Origin of the sequence: Paracoccus niistensis (assembly GCF_042432925.1) — a bacterium.
GTDB lineage: Bacteria > Pseudomonadota > Alphaproteobacteria > Rhodobacterales > Rhodobacteraceae > Paracoccus > Paracoccus niistensis.
The window spans coordinates 107099-125264 of record NZ_JBHLWE010000047.1 but is presented as its reverse complement, the minus strand read 5'-3'; the positions used below and the strand labels follow the sequence as shown (position 1 = coordinate 125264).

The following is an 18166-nucleotide window of genomic DNA, read 5'->3' as shown; positions in this document are numbered from 1 at the left end:
AAACCAGCAGCCGACAGGACGGGCAACCCGGCTCGCGCAGGCGTCAACCGGGCGCGAGACCCCGCTTCAGCTCGTCCGCCATGCGGTTCAGCCACAGTGCCAGGATCATCAGCGGCCCGCTGACGATGCGGCCGTCCAGCACCATGCGCATCAGTTCGTCGCGCGACACGAGCTGGCCGCGGATGTCCTCTCCCTCGGACGGCAGGCCGGTCACGGTGGCAACGCCGTCGGGCAGGTCCGCAATGCCGATGAAGCCATAGATGAACTCGGCCGCGATCCCCGGCGTGGGATAGAAGGCCGGCGCGGGGATCAGCCGGGACAGCGTCAGGCCGGCTTCCTCGACGGCTTCGCGCAGGGCGGTGGACTCGGGCGTCTCGCCCGCGTCGATGCGGCCCGCGACGGGTTCGTAGATCCAGGGCTGGCCGTCGCCCCGCGCGGCAGGCCCGGCGCGGAACTGGTCCACCAGCAGCACCCGGTCGCGGGCCGGGTCCCATGGCAGCACGACGACGGCATCGCCCGAAACGAAGACGGCGCGTTCCAGCGGCTCGGACCAGCCGCCCTGATGCAGACGATGCGTCAGCCGCAGCGATTCGACCGAGAAATACTGCCCATAGGGCTCGCGCCTGCTTTCGATCCGCAGCCGGTCCTGGTCCCTGGGGCCGGGCGGCAGGGCTTCGCCACGCTCGGCCGCCGCGCGCAGGCGAGAGGCCGCCCACCAGGCAATCATCGGCAGCCGTGCGCGGATCGTCTCGGCAGGCTGGTCCGGGTCACGTGCCAGCAGATCGGCGGCGACCCGGGCTGCAAGGTCCCGCTGGAAGGCGCCGTCTTCGGGCCGGGCGCCGGGAACCGCGCCCATCACCCTGCCCTGCGGCGCCTGGACCGGCTGCAGGTCCATGATCTCGGCATAGCGCCTCAGCCCGTCACTCGCCTCGACCGGCTGCGCCACGACCTGACCCTGCGCCTCGCGGTCCCAGCCGGGCCAGCCGTCGCGGGCGATCCCCGCGCGAGCGCCGCCCGAAAGCCGACCGGGCAGCGTGATGGCGGCGCCGGCAGGCTCAAGCCCCAAGGCCGCCATCATGGCAGGATCGGCCAGCGGTCCGACCAGCAGCAGACGGGCGCTCACAGACGCTCGCCCTGCAGGCGCAGCGCCGAGGCGCGACCCAGGTTGCGCGCAATCTCGACAAAGGTCCCGGTCGCGGCCTCGTTCAGGATCGCGCCAAGACGGCGGTTGCCGCGGTGGTCCGAGGCCTCGATCAGCCGGACCATCTCGGCATCCGACAAGGGCGCGCTGGCCATGAAGACCAAGGCTTCGATCCAGCCGGTCTGGTCGGCGCGGATTTCGGGTTCCTGCGCCCAGGCATCCTCGAGGATCGAGAAATTGCGCGCACCGCCCTGCGCCGCCTCCTGCGCGCCCTGCAGCGTCGCCACCGCGATGTTCAGAGAGGCGGCGACGGCCGGTTCGACCAGGTCCGCGGCTTCCATCAACTTGCGCACCTGCTCAGCGCGGGGATGGCTCCGGGCCGCGGCGGCCGCGAAGCTTTCCCGCGCCGTGGCCTCGATATCGGGCGAGGCCATCGCCTCGCGTGCGCCGATCTCAAGCAGGACGACGCGGCGGCCCAGGTCGCCTTCCCAGAAGCTCAGCGCCTCGGCCACAGCGGCGCGCTCGGCAGGATCGCGCAGCCCTTCGACGCCACGGGCGATGCCGTCACGCAGCTCCCTGCGGATGTGCTGGGCCGGCGCGATCCGTTCGACGATCACGCGCCAGCCCTCGTCCGGGCCCGCATGCGGCGGTGTGTCTGGCCGGAAGGGATCGCCCGAGGCGGCAATCTCGGCCGCAAGCACGTCGGCCAGCAGGTCGACCTGCATGGCGGCCACGATGCGGTCGGCATCCACCGCCTGGAACTGGGGCGGTGCCTGCCCCGGCGCAAGCGGCGCCTGGGCGAAAGCGGTCGGCGCGGAAAGGCCCAGGTAGGCGGCCAGAACGAGGCCGGTCAGGCCGATGGATGCGGTTCGGATCATCGGGACGGGTCCTCTGGCGCGGGCTCATCTGCCACCGTGCGATTTTTCCGCGAAAGCCCTTGCGCTTCAACCCCTGCCCCGATAAATGCCCCGCACCACCCAAAGCGCGGAGAGGTGCCGGAGTGGTCGAACGGGGCGGTCTCGAAAACCGTTGAGCCTTCACGGGTTCCGTGGGTTCGAATCCCACCCTCTCCGCCACTAACTTCCTGTAATACCGTAAAATTCCGTAGATCCGTGTGAGGACTGCGCACAGCCGTTTCGTGGCCTAGTCGGCATACTCTGCCGGCTCTCCGTAAAACTGAACGCGCCTACTATGCCGTGTCGGCACTCGCACTGGTTTCAGTGGGCACCAGATGGACTGGGCCGTGGAATGACGAAGCGCCGCCTTTTCCGTGACGCATTCTGCGTTGTAGGGCACGGCCTCCGCTAAAGGGTCTATCACAAACCTCGTGAAGGGCGGCACTTTTGGGTCGCCTTATTCGCTTCGGCTGCTCCTGTGCCTTTGCTGCACGAAGACCCGCATCCGGTTTCTCATCTGCCGCAACCTTGACCGTATGGCAGGTGCTCCTGACAGTCGAACAGATGCGGGGCTTGCTGTGCAGAGCCTCTGGTCGCGGAATGCGGCGCACCTCTTCACGGGGCCTCGTCATGATATCTCGATCGCTGCGAAGGTCGGTTCCGAACCCACTGGCGACGGTCAGTCCGAGCGGCAGCATGGTCGAGACATTGCAGCTGCAGAAGGGCACTCTCAGCCAGGCGCGCGTTTCAAGCCGCTGAGACATGCTTTCGACATGCTGATAGCCAAGGCGAAGTTGACCCCCCAAGGCCGCGGGCGTGGTGCGCCAATGCCGTTTTCAAGGGCGAGCCAGGCGCGAAAGGAAGCCGCCTCTTCCGATGGGGGATATTCCGGCACGCCGTCAGATACGGCGCCTTGCGGATGACCCGACTTGGTATCCCGAGAAACGCCGGTATTGTCAGCCCATGCGGGACCTCAACCTCAAGGCCATGGAGTACTTCGAAGCGGTGGCGCGGCTTGGCACCGTGACCAAGGCGGCCGAGGAGCTGGCCGTCTCGCCCTCGGCCGTCAGCCAGCAGATCGCCACGATCGAGACCCAGCTGGGCGTGAAGCTCTTCCGGCGGGAAAAGCAGCGGCTGGTGCTGACGCTCGACGGTGACCGGATGTTCCAAACCGTCACGCAGGCCTTCGGGGCGATCCGCAACGCCCGCTCGGCCATCGCGCATGGGCGCGACCTCCGCAACCTGACGATCCGCGTCAGCCCCAGCTTCGGCGTGCGCTGGCTCGGGCCGCGGATCGGCGGCTTCGCGGCCGAAAATCCGGACTGGAACATCAGGGTTGACGCCACTCCGGATTTCTCGGCCTTCGACACGGAAAGCGTGGACTTCGACCTTCGCTACGGGACCGGCGGCTGGAGCGGGCTGACGGTGATCCCCGTCATGCACGACCTGGTGCTGCCGCTTTGCAGCCCGGACTATCTCGTCCGGCTCCGGCAGGTGTCGAACGATCCGGTGGAGCAACTGGCGCAGGCACGGCTGATCGACAGCGTCAAGATGCTGTACCGCTGGGACCTCTGGCTTGCCGGCAACCGGATCACGTTGCCGAACCTGACCTATCCCTTCCGCTTCGACCGCTCCTCCATGTCGATCGAGCTGGCGAAACAGTCCATCGGGATCGCGCTCGACAGCGTGACGCTCTGTCTGGAGGAACTCGAGCGGGGTGAACTGGTGCCCTTCTCGACGCGCTTCGAAGTCATCGATTTCGCGGCCTACTGGTTCGTCTGCCCGTCCCGGCATCTGAACCGGCGCGTGGTCAAGCGGTTCTCGGACTGGCTTGCCGGGGCAACCGCCGCGCATGATGCTGCCGCGCGCAGCTTTCTGGCGGCGCGCGGCTGTTCGTTCCGGCAGGGTTCGGCCGCCGAGCTGATCGACGTGAAGCCTTGGGGACTTTAGTAGATGGTCAGTGCCGGGATGAAGGAGAAGGCCAGAAGAATGACTACGGCCACCAGGTAGAAGGGCAGCAGGGCACGGGTCGTTTCGCCGATCCCTGTGCGGGCGATCGCCGACGAGATGAACAGCGTCGTTCCCACCGGCGGCGTGTAGAGCCCGATCGACAGGTTCAGCACCATCATCAGCCCCAGTTGCACCGGGTCCAGGCCGATCGAATTTCCGATGGTCACGAACAGGGGCGCCAGCAGGAGCACTGCCGCGGGCAGGTCGAGGAACATGCCCACCACCAGCATCACGAGGTTGAGCGCGATCAGCACCATCCACGGTTCGGTCAGGTGGGTCGAGACGAAGCTTGCAAGGTTCTGGGGCACCTGCTCGGCGGTCAGGATCCACTGGATCGTGCCCGAAGCCATGATGATCAGCATGACCGCACCGGTCATCAGCCCGGTATCGACCAGCGCGTCCCAGATCAGCCGGGGCGTCACGTCGCGGTAGAAGAAGATGCCGATCAGCAACGCATAGGCCACGGCCATCACGCTGACCTCGGTGGGCGTCGCCACGCAGAAGCGCAGGGTGCCGATGATGAAGACCGGCATCAGCAGCGCCGGCAGGGCGAAGAGGATCTGGCTCTTGAAGGCGCGGAACCCTCCCGGCAGGGGCGAGGAGGGCAGGCCCCGGCGCCTGGCCACGAACCACACCATCACCATCATGCCGGCCGCCAGCACCAGCCCCGGCAGGATGCCCGCCACGAACAGGTCGACGATCGAGACGTTCGCCACAAGCCCGTACAGGATCAGCGGGATCGAGGGCGGGATCAGCACCGCGATGGTCGAGGACGACGAATTGATCGCCGCTGCGAAGGGTGCGGGATAGCCGTCGCGCACCTGCACCGGGATCAGCGCGTTGCCCATGGCCGAGGCATCGGCCACGGCCGAGCCCGAAACGCCGCCGAACATCACCGAGCCGATGATGCTGACCTGCCCCAGGCCGCCACGGAAGCGGCCAACGAGGAGGCGGGCGATATTGACGAGGTACTCGCCGAACTTCCCGTGCATCATCAGCGAGCCCGCCAGGATGAAGTAGGGGATCGCCAGCATCGGAAAAGCCTGGGTCGGCGCATAAAGGCGCTGCGCGATCACCGCCAGAGGCTTTCCGTCCAGCAGAAGAGCCAGTGCGGTTCCACCCAGCATGGCATGCGCGACTGGCACCGAGACTGCCATCAGCGCGAAGAAGGTCACGACAAGGATCGGGGTCATGGCTGCGTCTCCCTCAGCTCAGGCTCGAGGCCACTTCAACGTCACGCAACGTGCGCCCCATCAACGCAGCGACCGCGTCGCAAAGGCAGATCACGGCGATCCCGCCGAAGCCGTAGATCAGGCTCGCATAGCCCCAAAGCTGGCTGATGCCGCCCAAGGCGCTGATGCGCTGGTATTGCGCCGCCTTGATGATCGGGAATGACGACCAGACCACGAAAAGCGAGATGACCAGCGTCAGGACGGACGCGACAAGAAAGACGATCCGCTTGCCCGCGGGCGACAGCAGGTCGGGCAGGATGGTGATCGCGATGTTGCGGCTTTGCACCGTGGCGATCACCACGCCCCCGGCGATCATCCAAGGCAGGAGGATGGCGTGGATGTCATAGGCCCAGTCGAGGCCGCGGCCGGACGCATAGCGCAGGATCACGTTCGCCATCAGCCCGATGAACAGCACGACCAGAGTCACGACGCAGATCAGCCGGCCGGACATCTCCAGCGTGGAGACGATGTTCCGCAGGATGGAGGGCGCCGGGCGCCCGTCCTCCTTGCTCATGACGGGTGCGGGGCTGGTCATTTCCGCGCCTCCGCCACGATCCTGTCGACCAGCTCGGGGAAGCGTTCGCGCCATTCCTCGTAGACGGGCGCGGTCGCATCGATGAAGGCCTGCCGGTCGGCAAGTTCGGTGATGGTCGCGCCTTCGGCTTCCAGCTTGGCACGGACCTCGGTTTCCGCCTTCTGCGCCGTGTCGCGCTGGAAGGCCGTCGCCTCGTCGGCGGACTGCTGGACGCAGGCCTGATCCTCGGGCGAGAGCGAGGCCCACCAGGCCATGCTGGCCAGAAGCGGCGAGGTCTCGTACTTGTGGCCGGTCAGCGAGATGTACTTCGTGATCTCGTGCAGCTTGGACGAATAGATGTTCGTCAGCGGGTTCTCCTGCGCCTCGAAGACACCGGACTGCAGCGCGGTCGGCAGCTCGGCAAAGGTCAGCGGCGCGGGATTGGCCTTCAGCGTGTTGAAGATCGAGATGGTCATGTCATCCGGCGGCGTGCGGATCTTGACGCCCTCAAGATCGGCGGGCGTGGTGATCGACTTGGACAGATGGGTGACGTGGCGGATGCCGTTGTCCCAGAAGCCCAGCAGCTTCAGCCCGGCCGCCTGCGCGCGTTCGTCGATCATCCCCCTGATGTCGCCGTCGATCACCGACCAGGCGGTCGGCGCATCCGCGAACAGGAAGGGCAGGCCGATCACGTTCAACTCCGGCACGATCTGGGCGGTGGCGCCCTGGCTGTTCGCGGTCATCTGGATCACGTTGGCCGAGGTCGAGGTCAGCGCCTCGACATCATCGCCCATCGTCGCCGCCCCGGCCACGCTGACGGTGAGGCTGCCGTTGCTGCAAGCCGCCACCTTCTCGGCGAAGAAGTCGGCGGCCAGCGACCGCGGATTGCCCGGCGGCTGCGCGTGGGCGAGAATGACAGTCTCGGCGTGAGCCATGCCGGACAGCGCGGCACTGCAAAGCAGCGCAGCAAGAGTGATGCGTTTCATGAGGTTTCCTCCCAGGGTTTGAGTTGGCCCGCCGCCTCCTCGCGGCGGGACAGAGGTTCAGTGGATCAGCGAGCCTCCGTTGACGTCCACTTCCGTGCCGGTGCAGTAGGCCGACAGCTCGGAGGCCAGGAACAGGGCGCAGCCCGCGACATCCGATGCGGCGCCCGCGCGGCCCATGGGGATGCCGGCGAGGATCTGTTCGTTCATCTCGGGCGTCAGCTTGCCCGCGGTGATGTCGGTTGCGATGAAGCCGGGGCAGATCGCGTTCACGCGGACATTGTCGGGGGCCAGCTCGCGTGCCATGGCCTTGGTCAGGCCCAGCACGCCCGCCTTGGCGGCCGAGTAGTGCGGCCCCCCGAAGATGCCGCCGCCGCGCTGCGCCGAAACCGAACTGAGGTTGACGATGCTGCCCGACTTCTGCGCGCGCATGGCCGGGATCACCGCCTGGCTCATGTAAAGCGTGCCGCGCAGGTTCACGTCCAGCACCGCGTCATAGTTCTGGGGGGTGATGTCCATGATCTTCAGCGGCTGGGTGATGCCGGCGTTGTTCACGAGCACGTCGATCCGGCCCCAGCGGTCCAGCAGCGCCCTGACCGCGGCCTCGCAGCCCGCCTTGTCGGTCACGTTGCAGGCCAGGCCCACATGCCCCCCGCCCAAGCCGGCCGCCGCCGCTTCGGCCGCGCCCGCGTCCAGGTCCAGGATGGCCACCGTCGCGCCATGTTCCGCGAACATCGCGGCGGTCGCCTTGCCCAGACCGCGCGCCGAGGCCGCGCCCGTCACGATGGCATACTTGTCCTTTAGAAGCCCCATGGCCTCTTTCCTTTCGGTTGGAATGTCAGAGTTGGGTGGCGGTCAGAGCCAGCCCTTGATCCGCTCGGAGACCTTGTCGACAGTCAGACCGTACATCTCATGCAGCGTCGGCAGCGCGCCGGCCTCGAGGAACTGGCCGGGCAGCCCGATCATGCGGAACGTGGGCGCAATGCCATTCGTCAGCAGCGTGCTTGCGACCGCCTCGCCAAGGCCGCCGACAATCGTGTGGTTCTCGGCGGTGACGACCAGCCGCCCGCCTCGGCCTGCTTCGGCCAGGATCGTCGCGGCGTCGAAGGGCTTGATCGTCGGCACATGCAGCACGGCCGCATCCACGTTGTCGGCGGCGAGCCGTTCGGCCGCGTCCAGCGCGCGCATGGACATGAAGCCGGTCGAGATGATCAGCACATCCCTGCCCTCGCGTATCACCTGCGCCTTGCCCAGCTCGAACTTGTAATCGGGCTTGTGGCGCGTCAGGACGCTCGGAACCTTGCCGCGCGGCAGGCGGGAATAGACCGGCCCGTCATGAGCGGCGATCTGGGGCACCATGCCGATGATGTCGTCGGCGTCGCAGGGATCGATGATCGTCATGTTGGGGAGGCCGCGGAAGATCGCGAGATCCTCGGTCGCCTGGTGGCTGGGGCCATAGCCGGTGGTCAGCCCCGGCAGGGCGCAGCAGATCTTGACCGGCAGGTTCTCCTCGGCGATCGCCATGGCGATGAAGTCATAGGCCCGGCGCGAGGCGAAGACGGCGTAGGTCGTGGCGAAGGGGTTGAAGCCCTCGCGCGCCAGACCGGCCGCCGCCGACATCAGCAGCTGCTCGGCCATGCCCATCTGGTAGAAGCGATCCGGCATCGCCTGGGCGAAGATGTGCAGGTCGGTGTATTTCGCGAGATCGGCGGACAGGCCCACGATGCGGTCGTCCTTTCTCGCGGCCTCCACCAGGGCGTGGCCGAAGGGCGCATTGACCGTGTCATAGCCCTCGGCGGCAAGCGAGGCGATCATCGCCGTGGTCGCCACCTTCTGCTCGGGGATACGGCGGGGCTCGTACTTGCGGGCCATGGAGGCAAGGGTCATTGCGGCTTTCCTTCCTCGAGCTTCGCCAGCGCCTTGGCCCATTCGTCGGACTCCACCCGCACGAAATGCGTGATCTCGCGGGTTTCTAGGAAATCGACGCCCTTGCACATCCGGGTGTCGAAGATGATGACGCGGGGGCCCGGATGGTCGGTGCCGCGCGCCTCGTCAAAGGCCGCGACCACGGCGCGCAGGTCGTTGCCGTCCACCCGCTGCGCGTGCCAGCCGAAGGCCCGCCATTTCGCCAGCTCGTCACCCTGCGCCAGCGCCGCGGTGGACTTGCCGTCCGCCTGCTGGTCGTTGAAATCGACAAGGCAGATCAGGTTGTCCAGCCGGTGCTGGACCCCGGACATCACCGCCTCCCAGGTCGAACCCTCGCCGAGTTCCCCGTCCGACATCAGGTTGAAGACAAAGGCCGGGTTGTTCTTGCGCTTGAGGCCCATCGCCATGCCGACGGCGATCCCCAGGCCATGCCCCAGCGAGCCGCCGGTGATCTCCATGCCCGGCGTATAGGAGGCCATGCCCGACATGGGCATCCGGCTATCGTCCATGCCGTAGGTCTCAAGCTCGTTCTCGGGCAGGATGCCCGCTTCCATCAGAACGGCGTAAAGCGCGATGGCATAATGGCCGATCGACAGCAGGAAGCGGTCGCGGCCTTCCCATTCGGGATCTTCCGGGCGGTATTCCAGCGCATGGAAATAGGACGCCGCAAGCACGTCGGCCACGCCGAGCGCCTGCCCGATATAGCCCTGCCCCTGAACCTCGCCCATCAGCAGGGCCTTGCGGCGGATGTTCCACGCGCGCATCTCCAACGAAACGTTGGACAGCGCCGCGGAGCGGCTTTCCGAGTTCATCATGTCCTCCCCAAGACGTTGTCGCGTCTTGGGAATGAGGTAGCACGGCAGGACGGTTCGGTATTTTAAGAAAAATTCATTACTTGTTAAGGTTAGCTTCATTTCTGTCGGGTGCCCTGGAGGGTTGGGCCCAACCAGCAGCTTCGACATCGTATTGTTGTACTGGGTCATCCTCCGGTATGCGCCCATCCCGAAGGTCGCGCTGGATCTCGCATTGGACCAGATCTGCAGGGTCTCGGCCTTCTTAAGCTGGCCGGCGCCGAACTCGATGCGGCAGCGAGTTGACGAGCTGCTTCGTTCGCAAAGCTGCCATTGTCCCGCACCCTACAACTCCACCTCCTCTGGTGGATTCAGGAAGATCCTACTTCCGTTGGAGCTTGCTCCACAGGGGCGTACTATGGACGAGCCAAGGGCTGGTAGAGCACCCTGGCCAGGTTCGGCAGCTTCGGGCTCTCGCTGTCGGCCTTCACCTGATGGATGCCGGCCCGCATGGCCGGCGACCGCTTCAGGGGCGCCCGGCGCCGCTGCTTGGGGATCTCGATGCGCTGGTCGGAACCTAGCACCGCGAGGCTCGTGGTCCCATCCTGCACATGGGCGGTTTCCTCGTGCCTGTTGATCGGCGACACATACTGCCGGACCTCGAAGAAGTTGTAGTGAACCCTGAAGATGGTCACGAGCGTGATCAGGATCCGGGGATTGTAGGCGGCACCGTTGAAATACGTGCTACCCGACCGTGAGCCCCGCCCACCCGCACGCCTCGCGAAGGCCAGCCGATCCTGCACGGCGTTCATGAAGGTGCTCACCGGCTGCAGCGTGGCGTTGGTCACCCGCCGAGTGATGGCGTCAAGGAGATCCGGATCGGTGATCGGGCCCTGGAACCCGAGCTTGCGATAGGCGGCACGGTAGCGCGGCGACAGGATCGGAAACCCGATGACCTTGTTCGTCTCGCCGCTTGCCTGGATCGGGCTCCTGATCCAGAGGGCGGTAAAGGCCTTCGAGCCGAAGTTTGAGCCCGGGAATGGCTCTGGAGTCCCCTTCCTGGCCTCCTTCGTGGCGGGTGTGAGCTGTGTCCGGATCCAGGCAAGAAGGGCATCGGGAACCGTCAACGTCGGATTTGTATCCCGGAAGGCCCGGAACGCGTCGTCGAAGGCCTTGGTGCGGCGCAGGATCTGAGGCTTCTTCGCATCCCTGTCGAAGTTCGCCACATGCCACTCAAAGCGGTCGGCCAGGATCTCGTCGCGGAAGATGTGCGAGACGACCCGTGCCATGCTCGCCTCCTGCTCGCCCACGGGCGTAAGCTTGCCTTCGGGCAGCATCTCCTTGAGCAGGCCAGGTGGGCCGCCTTGGTGCAGGTGTTTCGGGTCATGATGCCGGTGACGGCGTTGCGGCCGGTCGGACGCTGGAACGACATGCGGAGCGCGATAAAGGCCTCGCCGTTGGCCTTCGTGTATGGTCTGGAGGGCTCTGGCTCTGTGGGTTGAGATTATGCTGCTTGGCGCTGATGGATCAAGCGCCGGCTCTGGATGGTCAGTTTCTTGATCTTCTCTCGTTCTGCCAGCACGGCCGGGCCGCGCCCGAAGTAGACGTCAGCTGGCGTGAGATTGCCGAGGCTCTCGTGATAGCGGTTGTTGTGGCAATGCTCGACAAAGGCGGCGATGGCCGCCTCGAGTTCGCCCTGCAGGCAATGGTTTTCCAGAAGGATGCGGTTCTTGAGGGTCTGGTGCCGGCGTTCGATCTTGCCCTGCGTCTGGGGGTGATTTGGGGCGCCGCGGACATGATCCATGCCGTGTTGGTCGAGGTATTCGGCCAAGTCGCTGGCGATATGACAGGGCCGTTGTCGCTGAGCAGCCGGGGCTTGTGCAGCACGGTGACCCGGTCACACCCGGATGCCGCCACGGCATTATCCAGCGTTGCGCTGACATCGTCCGACCCCATGCTGGTGCAAAGCTTCCAGCCCACGATGCGGTGCGAGAAGCCATCCGGCACAGTGGACAGGTAGAACCAGCCCCATCCAGTCACCTTGAGATAGGTGAAGTCGGTCTGCCACAGCTGGTCTGGCCGAGCGGTCTTGTCCCAGAACTCGTTCCCGGCCTTGCCCGCCACATGGTCCGGGCTGGTGATCAGGTCATAGGACTTCAGCAGCCGATACACAGAAGCTTCTGACACGAAATACCTTTCCGTGTCCGTGAAGCGAACGGCCAACTCCCGCGGCGACAGATCGGGCTTTTCCAGCGCCAGTTCCACAATCCGGTCCCGCACCGCATCGGGGAGGCGGCTCCAGTCCCTGGACGGCCGGGATGGGCGGTCTTCCAACTCCTCCGGGCCATGTTCGGCGTATCAATCATGCCACCGGGAATAGCTGGTCGGCGGCACCCCGATCCAGGCCAGCTGACGTCAGACACGCATGATTCCTGCGGCGTCCGTTCCGGCCCTCGCGGAACCGGGAAGGTCCGGGGCGGGTTGCCGAAACGCGCTATCGTCGGCGTCCCGCCCCCAGGCCTGCATCCCATTCCCTTCCCTTCCCTTCCGCGAGGTTCCCGATGCCGAAGATCCGCTTGGCCACCTCGGCCGCCGCCCTTGCCCTTGCCGCCGGGGGCGCAGCCCTGGGCCAGGCGGCCGAGCCGCCGCCGGTGTTGGAGCAGCTAAAGGATCCGAAGGCGGCCGATGTCACGGTGGTCGGCAGCATCCTCGAACCCGCGCAGCTTGCGCCCACGCCCGAACGGCTGGACCGCCTGTCCCTGCCCGAAGGCTTCGAAAGCTCGGTCTTCGCCGAGAACCTCGTCAACCCGCGCATGATCGCCGTCGCGGATGACGGCACGCTTTACGTCTCGCGCCGCGAGGTAGGCGACCTCTTGATGCTGCGCGACACCGACGGCGACGGCCGTGCAGACCGGCAGCAGACGGTGGCTAGCCGCCCCGACCTGCATGGCGTCGCGCTGGACGGGGACACGGTCTACATCATCACCGTGACCGACGTCTACCGCACGACGCGGCGCGAGGACGGCACGCTTGAACCCCTGGGCGAGCCGATCGTGGACGACCTGCCCACCGCCGGCCAGCACCCGAACCGCACGCTGGCCGTGGGGCCGGACGGGATGCTGTATGTCTCGGTCGGATCGACCTGCAACGCCTGCAACGAATCCGATCCCCGGAACGCGACGGTGATGCAGATCGCGCCGGACGGCAGCAGCTCGTCGATCTTCGCCAGCGGGTTGCGCAACACCATCGGCTTCGGCTTCGAGCCCGTGACGGGCGAGTTGTGGGGCATGGACCACGGCATCGACTGGCTGGGCGACAACGAGCAGCACGAGGAACTGAACCACATCGTCAAGGGCAACAAATACGGCTGGCCCTATGTCTATGGCGACGGCCGCTTCAACCCGCAGGACGACCCGCCCGCCGGCATCACCATGGAGGAATGGGCCGCCGAGAGCACGGCCCCCGTGGGGATGTATGTTCCCCATTCCGCGCCGATGCAGATGGCCTTCTACACCGGCAACGCCTTCCCCGAGGATTATCGCGGCGACGCCTATGTCGCGATGCGGGGGTCGTGGAACCGGCGCCCGCCTTCGGGCTACGAGGTGGTGCGGATCGATTTCGAGGACGGCAAGCCAGTCGGCTTCGAGCCCTTCATCACCGGCTTCCTGATGGAGGACGCGGAAAGCCCCTCGGGCTGGGGCCACCTCGGTCGGCTCGCGGGGCTGGCGCAGGGACCGGACGGCGCGCTCTACCTGTCGGACGACAAGAACGGCGTCATCTACCGCATCGCCCATGAGGGCGAGGCCGCGGCGGCCGACGAAGCCGGCCTGCAGCCGACCAATGCCGAGGGCGCGCAGGTCGGCGCCGGAGGGGAAGACACGGCCACGGCCCCCGCCCCCGGCGAGGCGGCGCTGGCCATGACCCTTCTTGACGCGCAGGGCGGACCCATCGACGTGACCTCGCCCACCTTCGCCGAGGGCCAGCCGATCCCCGACGCCCATGCGGCCGAGCACGAGAACATCTCGCCCCCGCTCGACTGGGCCGATGGCCCCGAGGGCACGCAGAGCTATGCCGTCATTGTCGAGGACCCGGACGTCGCCAAGGAACCGCCCTTCGTCCACTGGCTGATCTGGAACATCCCCGCCGACGTCACCGACCTGCGCGAGGGCGTCCCCGGCAGTCCGGCGCTGCCCCTGCCCGAAGGGGCGCGGCAGGGCGCCAACGACCAGGGCTCGACCGGCTGGTTCGGGATGCGACCCCCTGTGGGGGACCCGCCGCATCCCTATCACTTCCAGGTCTTCGCGCTCGACACCCGGCTCGACCTGCCGGCAGGCGCGGGCAGGACCGAGCTGCTGGAGGCGATGCAGGGCCATGTGCTGGCCGCAGGCGAGGTGGTCGGCACCTATGCGCGGCAGGCTCCGGCACAATGAGCACGCGGGTCCGCCCGGCAAAGGCGGGGCGGGCCCGGGAAAGTCGTCCCCTTCCCTTCAGATGATGGCGCGCGACTGACCTCTCGGACGGCGAAGCCGGCTAGTCACTTCTCGCGCGGCTCCTCCAGCCCCTCGCCGGTCGGCTGCAGGCGGCCGGCCCGCCGGGCGCGCAAGGCCTGGCACAAGGTCCGGGCGGCGTTGCGGACCTCGTCCTGCACGGCCTCGTCGCGGTCCAGTTCCTCGTGGCTGGTGGCATAGGGCTGGAAATAGCCGATGTAACGGTCCAGCTCGGCCTCGAAGCCCGCGCTGTCCATCTGGATCGACCGCATCCAGTCGCTCAGGGATCGGCGCACGTTCTCGGCGCCTTCCGCATCACCGTGAACGGCGACCGAGAACAGCCGTCCCTTGAGGTGGCGCGGATAGGACCAGCCCTTCAGTTCCTCGCGCTTGGCCGCCTTGGCGTCCTTGCCGTGGGTCAGCGTCGGGTCGGGGTTGCCGCCGTCGGCGCAGACCAGCCGGTCCATCATCAGCTTCAGCCCCGAGGTCGGGCTGTACCAGTTCACCGGCGACACGATCATCACCCCATGGGCCTCGACCCACATGGGATAGATCTCGTTCATCATGTCCTGCGTCTGGCCCAGCGAATAGTTCGGATAACACGAACAGGGCCAGTGGCAGAGCGCGGCCGCCGTCGAGAAGCAGGCCTTGCAGGGATGGATGTGGCGCCCGTATTCCGAGGCGAGCCGCGACAGGTCGAGGAAGCTGACCGAGATCGCGGCCTCCTCCAGCACCTCGCGGGCAAGCTGGGCAAGCCGCCAGGATTTCGACAGCTCGCCCGGGCAGGTATGCTCGGACCGGCTGGAGCCGTTGATCAGCAGCACGCGCAGGGGACCGCTGGAATCGTCGTGGCGGGCCTGCGCGGCCTCGATCGCCTCGCGTGCCCCGATCCAGTCCACCGCCAGGTCATAGTCTGGGTCGGCATAGCCCGGACCGGCCTTGCGGGTGCGGGGGCTCTTGCGCTGGTGGGCATAGCCGTCCCAGGTGGCCTCGGTGATGCGGTCGAGTTCGGTGCCGAGCGCATCGAAGGCGGGGTCCTGGAACTGGCTGCGGAAGCGGCGTTTGAACTCGGCCTCGTCAAGGCGCGGGCTGTCGGACCCGGTCCGCGGCTCGGGCGTGATGTGGTTGCCGATCACCTGGCGAGCGAGATCCCTGATGCGCATGATGGCTCCTGTCCTTGGGCTTCTCCCAACGCCGGGATCGTCGGACGGCTCCGTCAGCGACCCCGATCACAGGTCGCGCGCCCACGATTCCTGCGCCATGAGCATCCCGATCTGCCCGACGCCTTCCCGCCACACCATGCAGTGGGGCACCGCAGATGCCGATTTGCGACACCGGAAGGCAAGCTTGATTATTATCCCTCGATCGGGTCAGCCATCGCTTGCGCAGGTCCCCGTTCCGCCGGAATGGCGCCAGACGGACCGCCCAGGCGCAGGGCGGAAAGCGGGTCTCAGGCGGCCATGTGGCGGCAGCTTTCGGCACAGCGGCGGCACTGCGCGGCGCAGGACTCCATGCCCTCCATGCCCTCGCAGCTTTCAGCGCAGGCCTCGCAGATCTCGGCACAGGCCGCACAGCTGTGCCTGTGCAGGTCCGAGCCCGTCAGCATCAGATGCGCGCTGGTGCGACACATCTCCGCGCAGGCGATCATGGTGCGGAAGTGGGCAGGCTCGGTATGCTCTCCGCCAGCCTCGAGGCAGTGGTTCATCGCCTCGCCCAGGCAGGTCCGGTAGCAGGCGAGGCATTCGTCGATGCAGCTCTGCATCTCGGGTGTCATGGCGTGCATGGTCCATCCTTTCATTTGCGGCCTGTCCCGCGCGTGCAATCCGCCGTCGCTGCCTTGGGCGGGCGATGGCCGCGAAAGGACAACAGGCAGAGCGGACGGCCGTTCCCTGAAGACACGCCCGACCGGGTCGGGGCATGCCGCGTCACTCGCGCTGCGGCAGGGTCCAGGCGATGACATGGTCGCCGATGGGCGTTTCCATGAAGTGATGGCCACCCGCGATCATCACCAGGTATTGCCGGCCGCCCTGCTCGTAGACCATAGGAGTGGACTGCCCGCCGGCGGGCAGCACGTCCTCCCACAGCGTTTCGCCCGTCTCGATGTCGATGGCGCGGATGAGGTTGTCGGTCGTGGCGGCAATGAAGATCAGGCCCCCGGCCGTGACCACCGGGCCGCCGTTGTTGGGCGTGCCGATGGTGAAGGGCAGCATGGACGGAATGCCGAAGGGCCCGTTGCGGCGCGCCGAGCCGAGTGCCCGGTCCCACAGCGTCTCGCCGGTGGCCAGGTCGATGGCGCGGATGCCGCCATAGGGGGCTGGATGCAGAGGATCCCCGTCAGCGGCGCGCGCCAGCCTGCATTGAGCTGGATGCCCCAGGGGGTGCCGGCCTGCGGGTCGATGTCGTCGCGCGGCTCCCGGTCGCCGAGTTGCGGCTCGTTGATGGCCGTGACGCCTTCCGCCTCGACCACCTCCCGGGGGACCAGACGGTTGTAGTTCGCGGTGTTGTTGTAGTTGGCGATCAGCACCCCGCGCACGGGATCAAGGCCCAGGCTGCCCCAGTCCTGCCCGCCGTTGTAGCCTGGGAACTGGATATACGGCCGGTCGGCGCTGGGGGGGCGTATAGGGCCCCTCGTACTAGGCGCGGCGGAACTGGATGCGGCACCACATCTGGTCGATGGGCGACATGCCCCACATCTGCCGCTCGGTCAGGTCGGGCATCAGCAGGCTGTGCCAGCGCGACAGCGGCTGGGTGGGCGACAGGCGCCCGGGCTCGACCCCGCCCTGCGGCACCGGCTCCTCGGCGACCTCGTGCAGAGGCTCACCCGAGCGGCGGTCCAGCACGAAGATGTCGCCCTGCTTGCTGGACAGGATGACGGCTGGAACGGTGCCGCCCTCGGCCGGGAAGTCCACCAGCGCGGGTTGGCTGCCCAGGTCATAGTCCCAGACGTCGTAATGCACGGTCTGGAAGTGCCAGGCCGGGCGCCCCGTGGTCACGTCGATGGCCATCAGCGCCGTCGAATACTCGTTCTCCTCCTCGGATCGGTCGCCGCCCCAACAGTCAACGGCAGGGTTGCCAATGGGCAGGTAGACGAGGCCCAGTTCCTCGTCGCCCGCCGCGATGGTCCACATGTTGGGGGTGCCGCGGGTGTAGGTCGCGCCCACGGGCGGCAGTCCGGTCAGCCCGGGATTGCCGAGATCCCAAGCCCACAACAACTCGCCCGTGACCGCGTCATAGCCGCGGATCACACCCGAAGGCGCGTTGCGGGCCTGACCGTCGCTGACCTGATGCCCCATCACCGCAACACCGCGCACGATGGTGGGCGGCGAGGTGACGGCGACCCAGCCCGGCACCGTGTCGCCCAGTGCGGTACTCCCACGCCCGTTCAAGCGAGGCCACGTTGTCGCGGTTGATCTGGTCAAGGGGGGAATAGCGCGTCTCGTGGATCGTGCCGCCATAGGCCGGCCAGTCGGTGCCCGTCTCCAGCATGGGCATCGTCGCCGCGGCCGCGGCCGCGGCAGGTGCGGCAGGCGGCACGGCTGCCGGTGCCTGCGGTGCGGGCGGCGCGGGCTGGCCAGTCGGTCCGACGTCGGATTCCTCGGCCGGGGCCTGCGCGATGAGAGGCGCCTCCTCCTGCGCGATCGCGCGGTCGGGCTGGATGACCTGCTGCGTTCCTACTGCAACGAGTGCAAGCGCGGTCACTACCGCCCCGCTGGCACCAAGCATCGTGCCGGACCCGCGTTGGCGACCGGTTCGCCGCAGCACGGGGATCGTGATAAGGACGAAAACCAGCAGCACGGTCGGGGCGACCACGCGGGGCACGAGCGGCCAGACCTCCCAGCCGACCTCCCAGACTGCCCAGATCCAGGTTCCAGGATAGATCAGCAGATAAAGCCAGAGTGCGGCCATGCGCTGCATCGTCAGCAGCACGCCAACCGGAAGGAGGCCCAGCGCCGCGATCAGATAATACCATGACCCGCCCAGCGTCATCAGCCAGACGCCGCCTGCGACCAGCATCGCGCCGACCAGCAGGAAGACCACGCCGAGAATGATCGTGGCCCAACGTGCGACGGAATGGGCCCGGGGCAGCTGATGGCGTGCACCGGGGCGTTCGGCGGAATGGATGGGGGATCGATCGTCAGGCCGGACGTGCGCCATCATCTCCTCGTCGGGACAGGTATCCATTCCC

The 18166-nt window shown here is 67.1% G+C and carries 16 protein-coding genes, 1 tRNA gene and 2 pseudogenes; 3 read left to right on the top strand and 16 right to left on the bottom strand.

Features of this window, described 5'->3' with window-relative positions:
- Nucleotides 1-43 precede the first annotated feature (43 nt).
- Both ACFFII_RS15750 and ACFFII_RS15745 read right to left on the bottom strand, forming a co-directional pair.
- On the bottom strand, nucleotides 44-1123 hold the full coding sequence (locus ACFFII_RS15750; protein ID WP_377699816.1) for an NUDIX domain-containing protein: 1080 nt from the start codon (nucleotides 1121-1123) through the stop codon (nucleotides 44-46).
- Nucleotides 1120-2019: a hypothetical protein gene (locus ACFFII_RS15745; RefSeq protein ID WP_377699815.1), complete on the bottom strand. Its 900-nt coding sequence runs from the start codon at nucleotides 2017-2019 to the stop codon at nucleotides 1120-1122. Before ACFFII_RS15745 ends, ACFFII_RS15750 begins: the two co-directional genes overlap by 4 nt.
- 108 nt (nucleotides 2020-2127) lie before the next feature.
- On the opposite strand from ACFFII_RS15745, the gene ACFFII_RS15740 reads away from it, so the two are divergent.
- Both ACFFII_RS15740 and ACFFII_RS15735 read left to right on the top strand, forming a co-directional pair.
- Nucleotides 2128-2217, top strand: a tRNA-Ser gene (locus ACFFII_RS15740).
- 783 nt (nucleotides 2218-3000) lie between these two features.
- The gene (locus tag ACFFII_RS15735; RefSeq protein ID WP_377699814.1) at nucleotides 3001-3987 is read left to right on the top strand and encodes a LysR substrate-binding domain-containing protein; all 987 of its coding nucleotides are present in this window, start codon (nucleotides 3001-3003) and stop codon (nucleotides 3985-3987) included.
- On the opposite strand, the gene ACFFII_RS15730 is transcribed toward ACFFII_RS15735, so the two are convergent.
- The 8 genes and pseudogenes from ACFFII_RS15730 to ACFFII_RS15695 form a co-directional block, all read right to left on the bottom strand.
- Nucleotides 3984-5240: a TRAP transporter large permease gene (locus ACFFII_RS15730; RefSeq protein WP_377699813.1), complete on the bottom strand. Its 1257-nt coding sequence runs from the start codon at nucleotides 5238-5240 to the stop codon at nucleotides 3984-3986. The genes ACFFII_RS15735 and ACFFII_RS15730 overlap by 4 nt on opposite strands.
- Before the next feature lie 13 nt (nucleotides 5241-5253).
- Complete coding sequence (locus ACFFII_RS15725; RefSeq protein ID WP_377699812.1) at nucleotides 5254-5814, bottom strand: TRAP transporter small permease; 561 nt, start codon at nucleotides 5812-5814, stop codon at nucleotides 5254-5256.
- Nucleotides 5811-6779 (bottom strand): TRAP transporter substrate-binding protein, encoded by a 969-nt coding sequence (locus tag ACFFII_RS15720; RefSeq protein ID WP_377699811.1) that lies wholly within the window; start codon nucleotides 6777-6779, stop codon nucleotides 5811-5813. The genes ACFFII_RS15725 and ACFFII_RS15720 overlap by 4 nt, the downstream gene beginning before the upstream one ends.
- A 57-nt stretch (nucleotides 6780-6836) precedes the next feature.
- A complete protein-coding gene (locus ACFFII_RS15715; protein WP_377699810.1) occupies nucleotides 6837-7589 on the bottom strand; it encodes an SDR family NAD(P)-dependent oxidoreductase in 753 nt (250 codons plus the stop codon).
- 42 nt (nucleotides 7590-7631) lie between these two features.
- A complete protein-coding gene (locus tag ACFFII_RS15710) occupies nucleotides 7632-8663 on the bottom strand; it encodes a transketolase family protein (RefSeq protein WP_377699809.1) in 1032 nt (343 codons plus the stop codon).
- Nucleotides 8660-9514, bottom strand: coding sequence for a transketolase (locus ACFFII_RS15705; RefSeq protein ID WP_377699808.1), 855 nt, complete (start codon nucleotides 9512-9514; stop codon nucleotides 8660-8662). Before ACFFII_RS15705 ends, ACFFII_RS15710 begins: the two co-directional genes overlap by 4 nt.
- 395 nt (nucleotides 9515-9909) lie before the next feature.
- Nucleotides 9910-10830 carry a hypothetical protein gene (locus tag ACFFII_RS15700; protein WP_377699807.1) on the bottom strand — a complete coding sequence of 307 codons (921 nt, stop codon included), beginning with the start codon at nucleotides 10828-10830 and terminating at the stop codon, nucleotides 9910-9912.
- Nucleotides 10831-10997: 167 nt separating this feature from the next.
- Nucleotides 10998-11908, bottom strand: a pseudogene (locus ACFFII_RS15695) (transposase); the annotation flags it as partial.
- A 146-nt stretch (nucleotides 11909-12054) separates the two neighbouring features.
- On the opposite strand from ACFFII_RS15695, the gene ACFFII_RS15690 reads away from it, so the two are divergent.
- Nucleotides 12055-13923, top strand: a complete 1869-nt coding sequence (locus tag ACFFII_RS15690) for a YbhB/YbcL family Raf kinase inhibitor-like protein (protein WP_377699806.1) — start codon at nucleotides 12055-12057, stop codon at nucleotides 13921-13923.
- 104 nt (nucleotides 13924-14027) lie between these two features.
- Here the strand turns inward: ACFFII_RS15690 and ACFFII_RS15685 are convergent, their stop codons facing one another.
- From ACFFII_RS15685 to ACFFII_RS15665, 6 genes and pseudogenes are all read right to left on the bottom strand, one after another.
- The gene (locus ACFFII_RS15685; RefSeq protein WP_377699805.1) at nucleotides 14028-15143 is read right to left on the bottom strand and encodes a flavodoxin family protein; all 1116 of its coding nucleotides are present in this window, start codon (nucleotides 15141-15143) and stop codon (nucleotides 14028-14030) included.
- 287 nt (nucleotides 15144-15430) lie between these two features.
- Complete coding sequence (locus ACFFII_RS15680; RefSeq protein WP_377699804.1) at nucleotides 15431-15763, bottom strand: four-helix bundle copper-binding protein; 333 nt, start codon at nucleotides 15761-15763, stop codon at nucleotides 15431-15433.
- Between the two features lie 142 nt (nucleotides 15764-15905).
- A complete protein-coding gene (locus ACFFII_RS15675) occupies nucleotides 15906-16304 on the bottom strand; it encodes an outer membrane protein assembly factor BamB family protein (RefSeq protein ID WP_446686942.1) in 399 nt (132 codons plus the stop codon).
- 110 nt (nucleotides 16305-16414) lie between these two features.
- Nucleotides 16415-16570: pseudogene (locus tag ACFFII_RS17805) on the bottom strand (hypothetical protein); the annotation flags it as partial.
- Nucleotides 16571-16613: 43 nt separating this feature from the next.
- Complete coding sequence (locus ACFFII_RS15670) at nucleotides 16614-17291, bottom strand: PQQ-binding-like beta-propeller repeat protein (RefSeq protein ID WP_446686941.1); 678 nt, start codon at nucleotides 17289-17291, stop codon at nucleotides 16614-16616.
- Entirely contained in the window at nucleotides 17209-18162 is a 954-nt protein-coding gene (locus ACFFII_RS15665; RefSeq protein WP_377699802.1) for a PQQ-binding-like beta-propeller repeat protein, read from the bottom strand. The genes ACFFII_RS15670 and ACFFII_RS15665 overlap by 83 nt, the downstream gene beginning before the upstream one ends.
- Nucleotides 18163-18166: the final 4 nt, after the last annotated feature.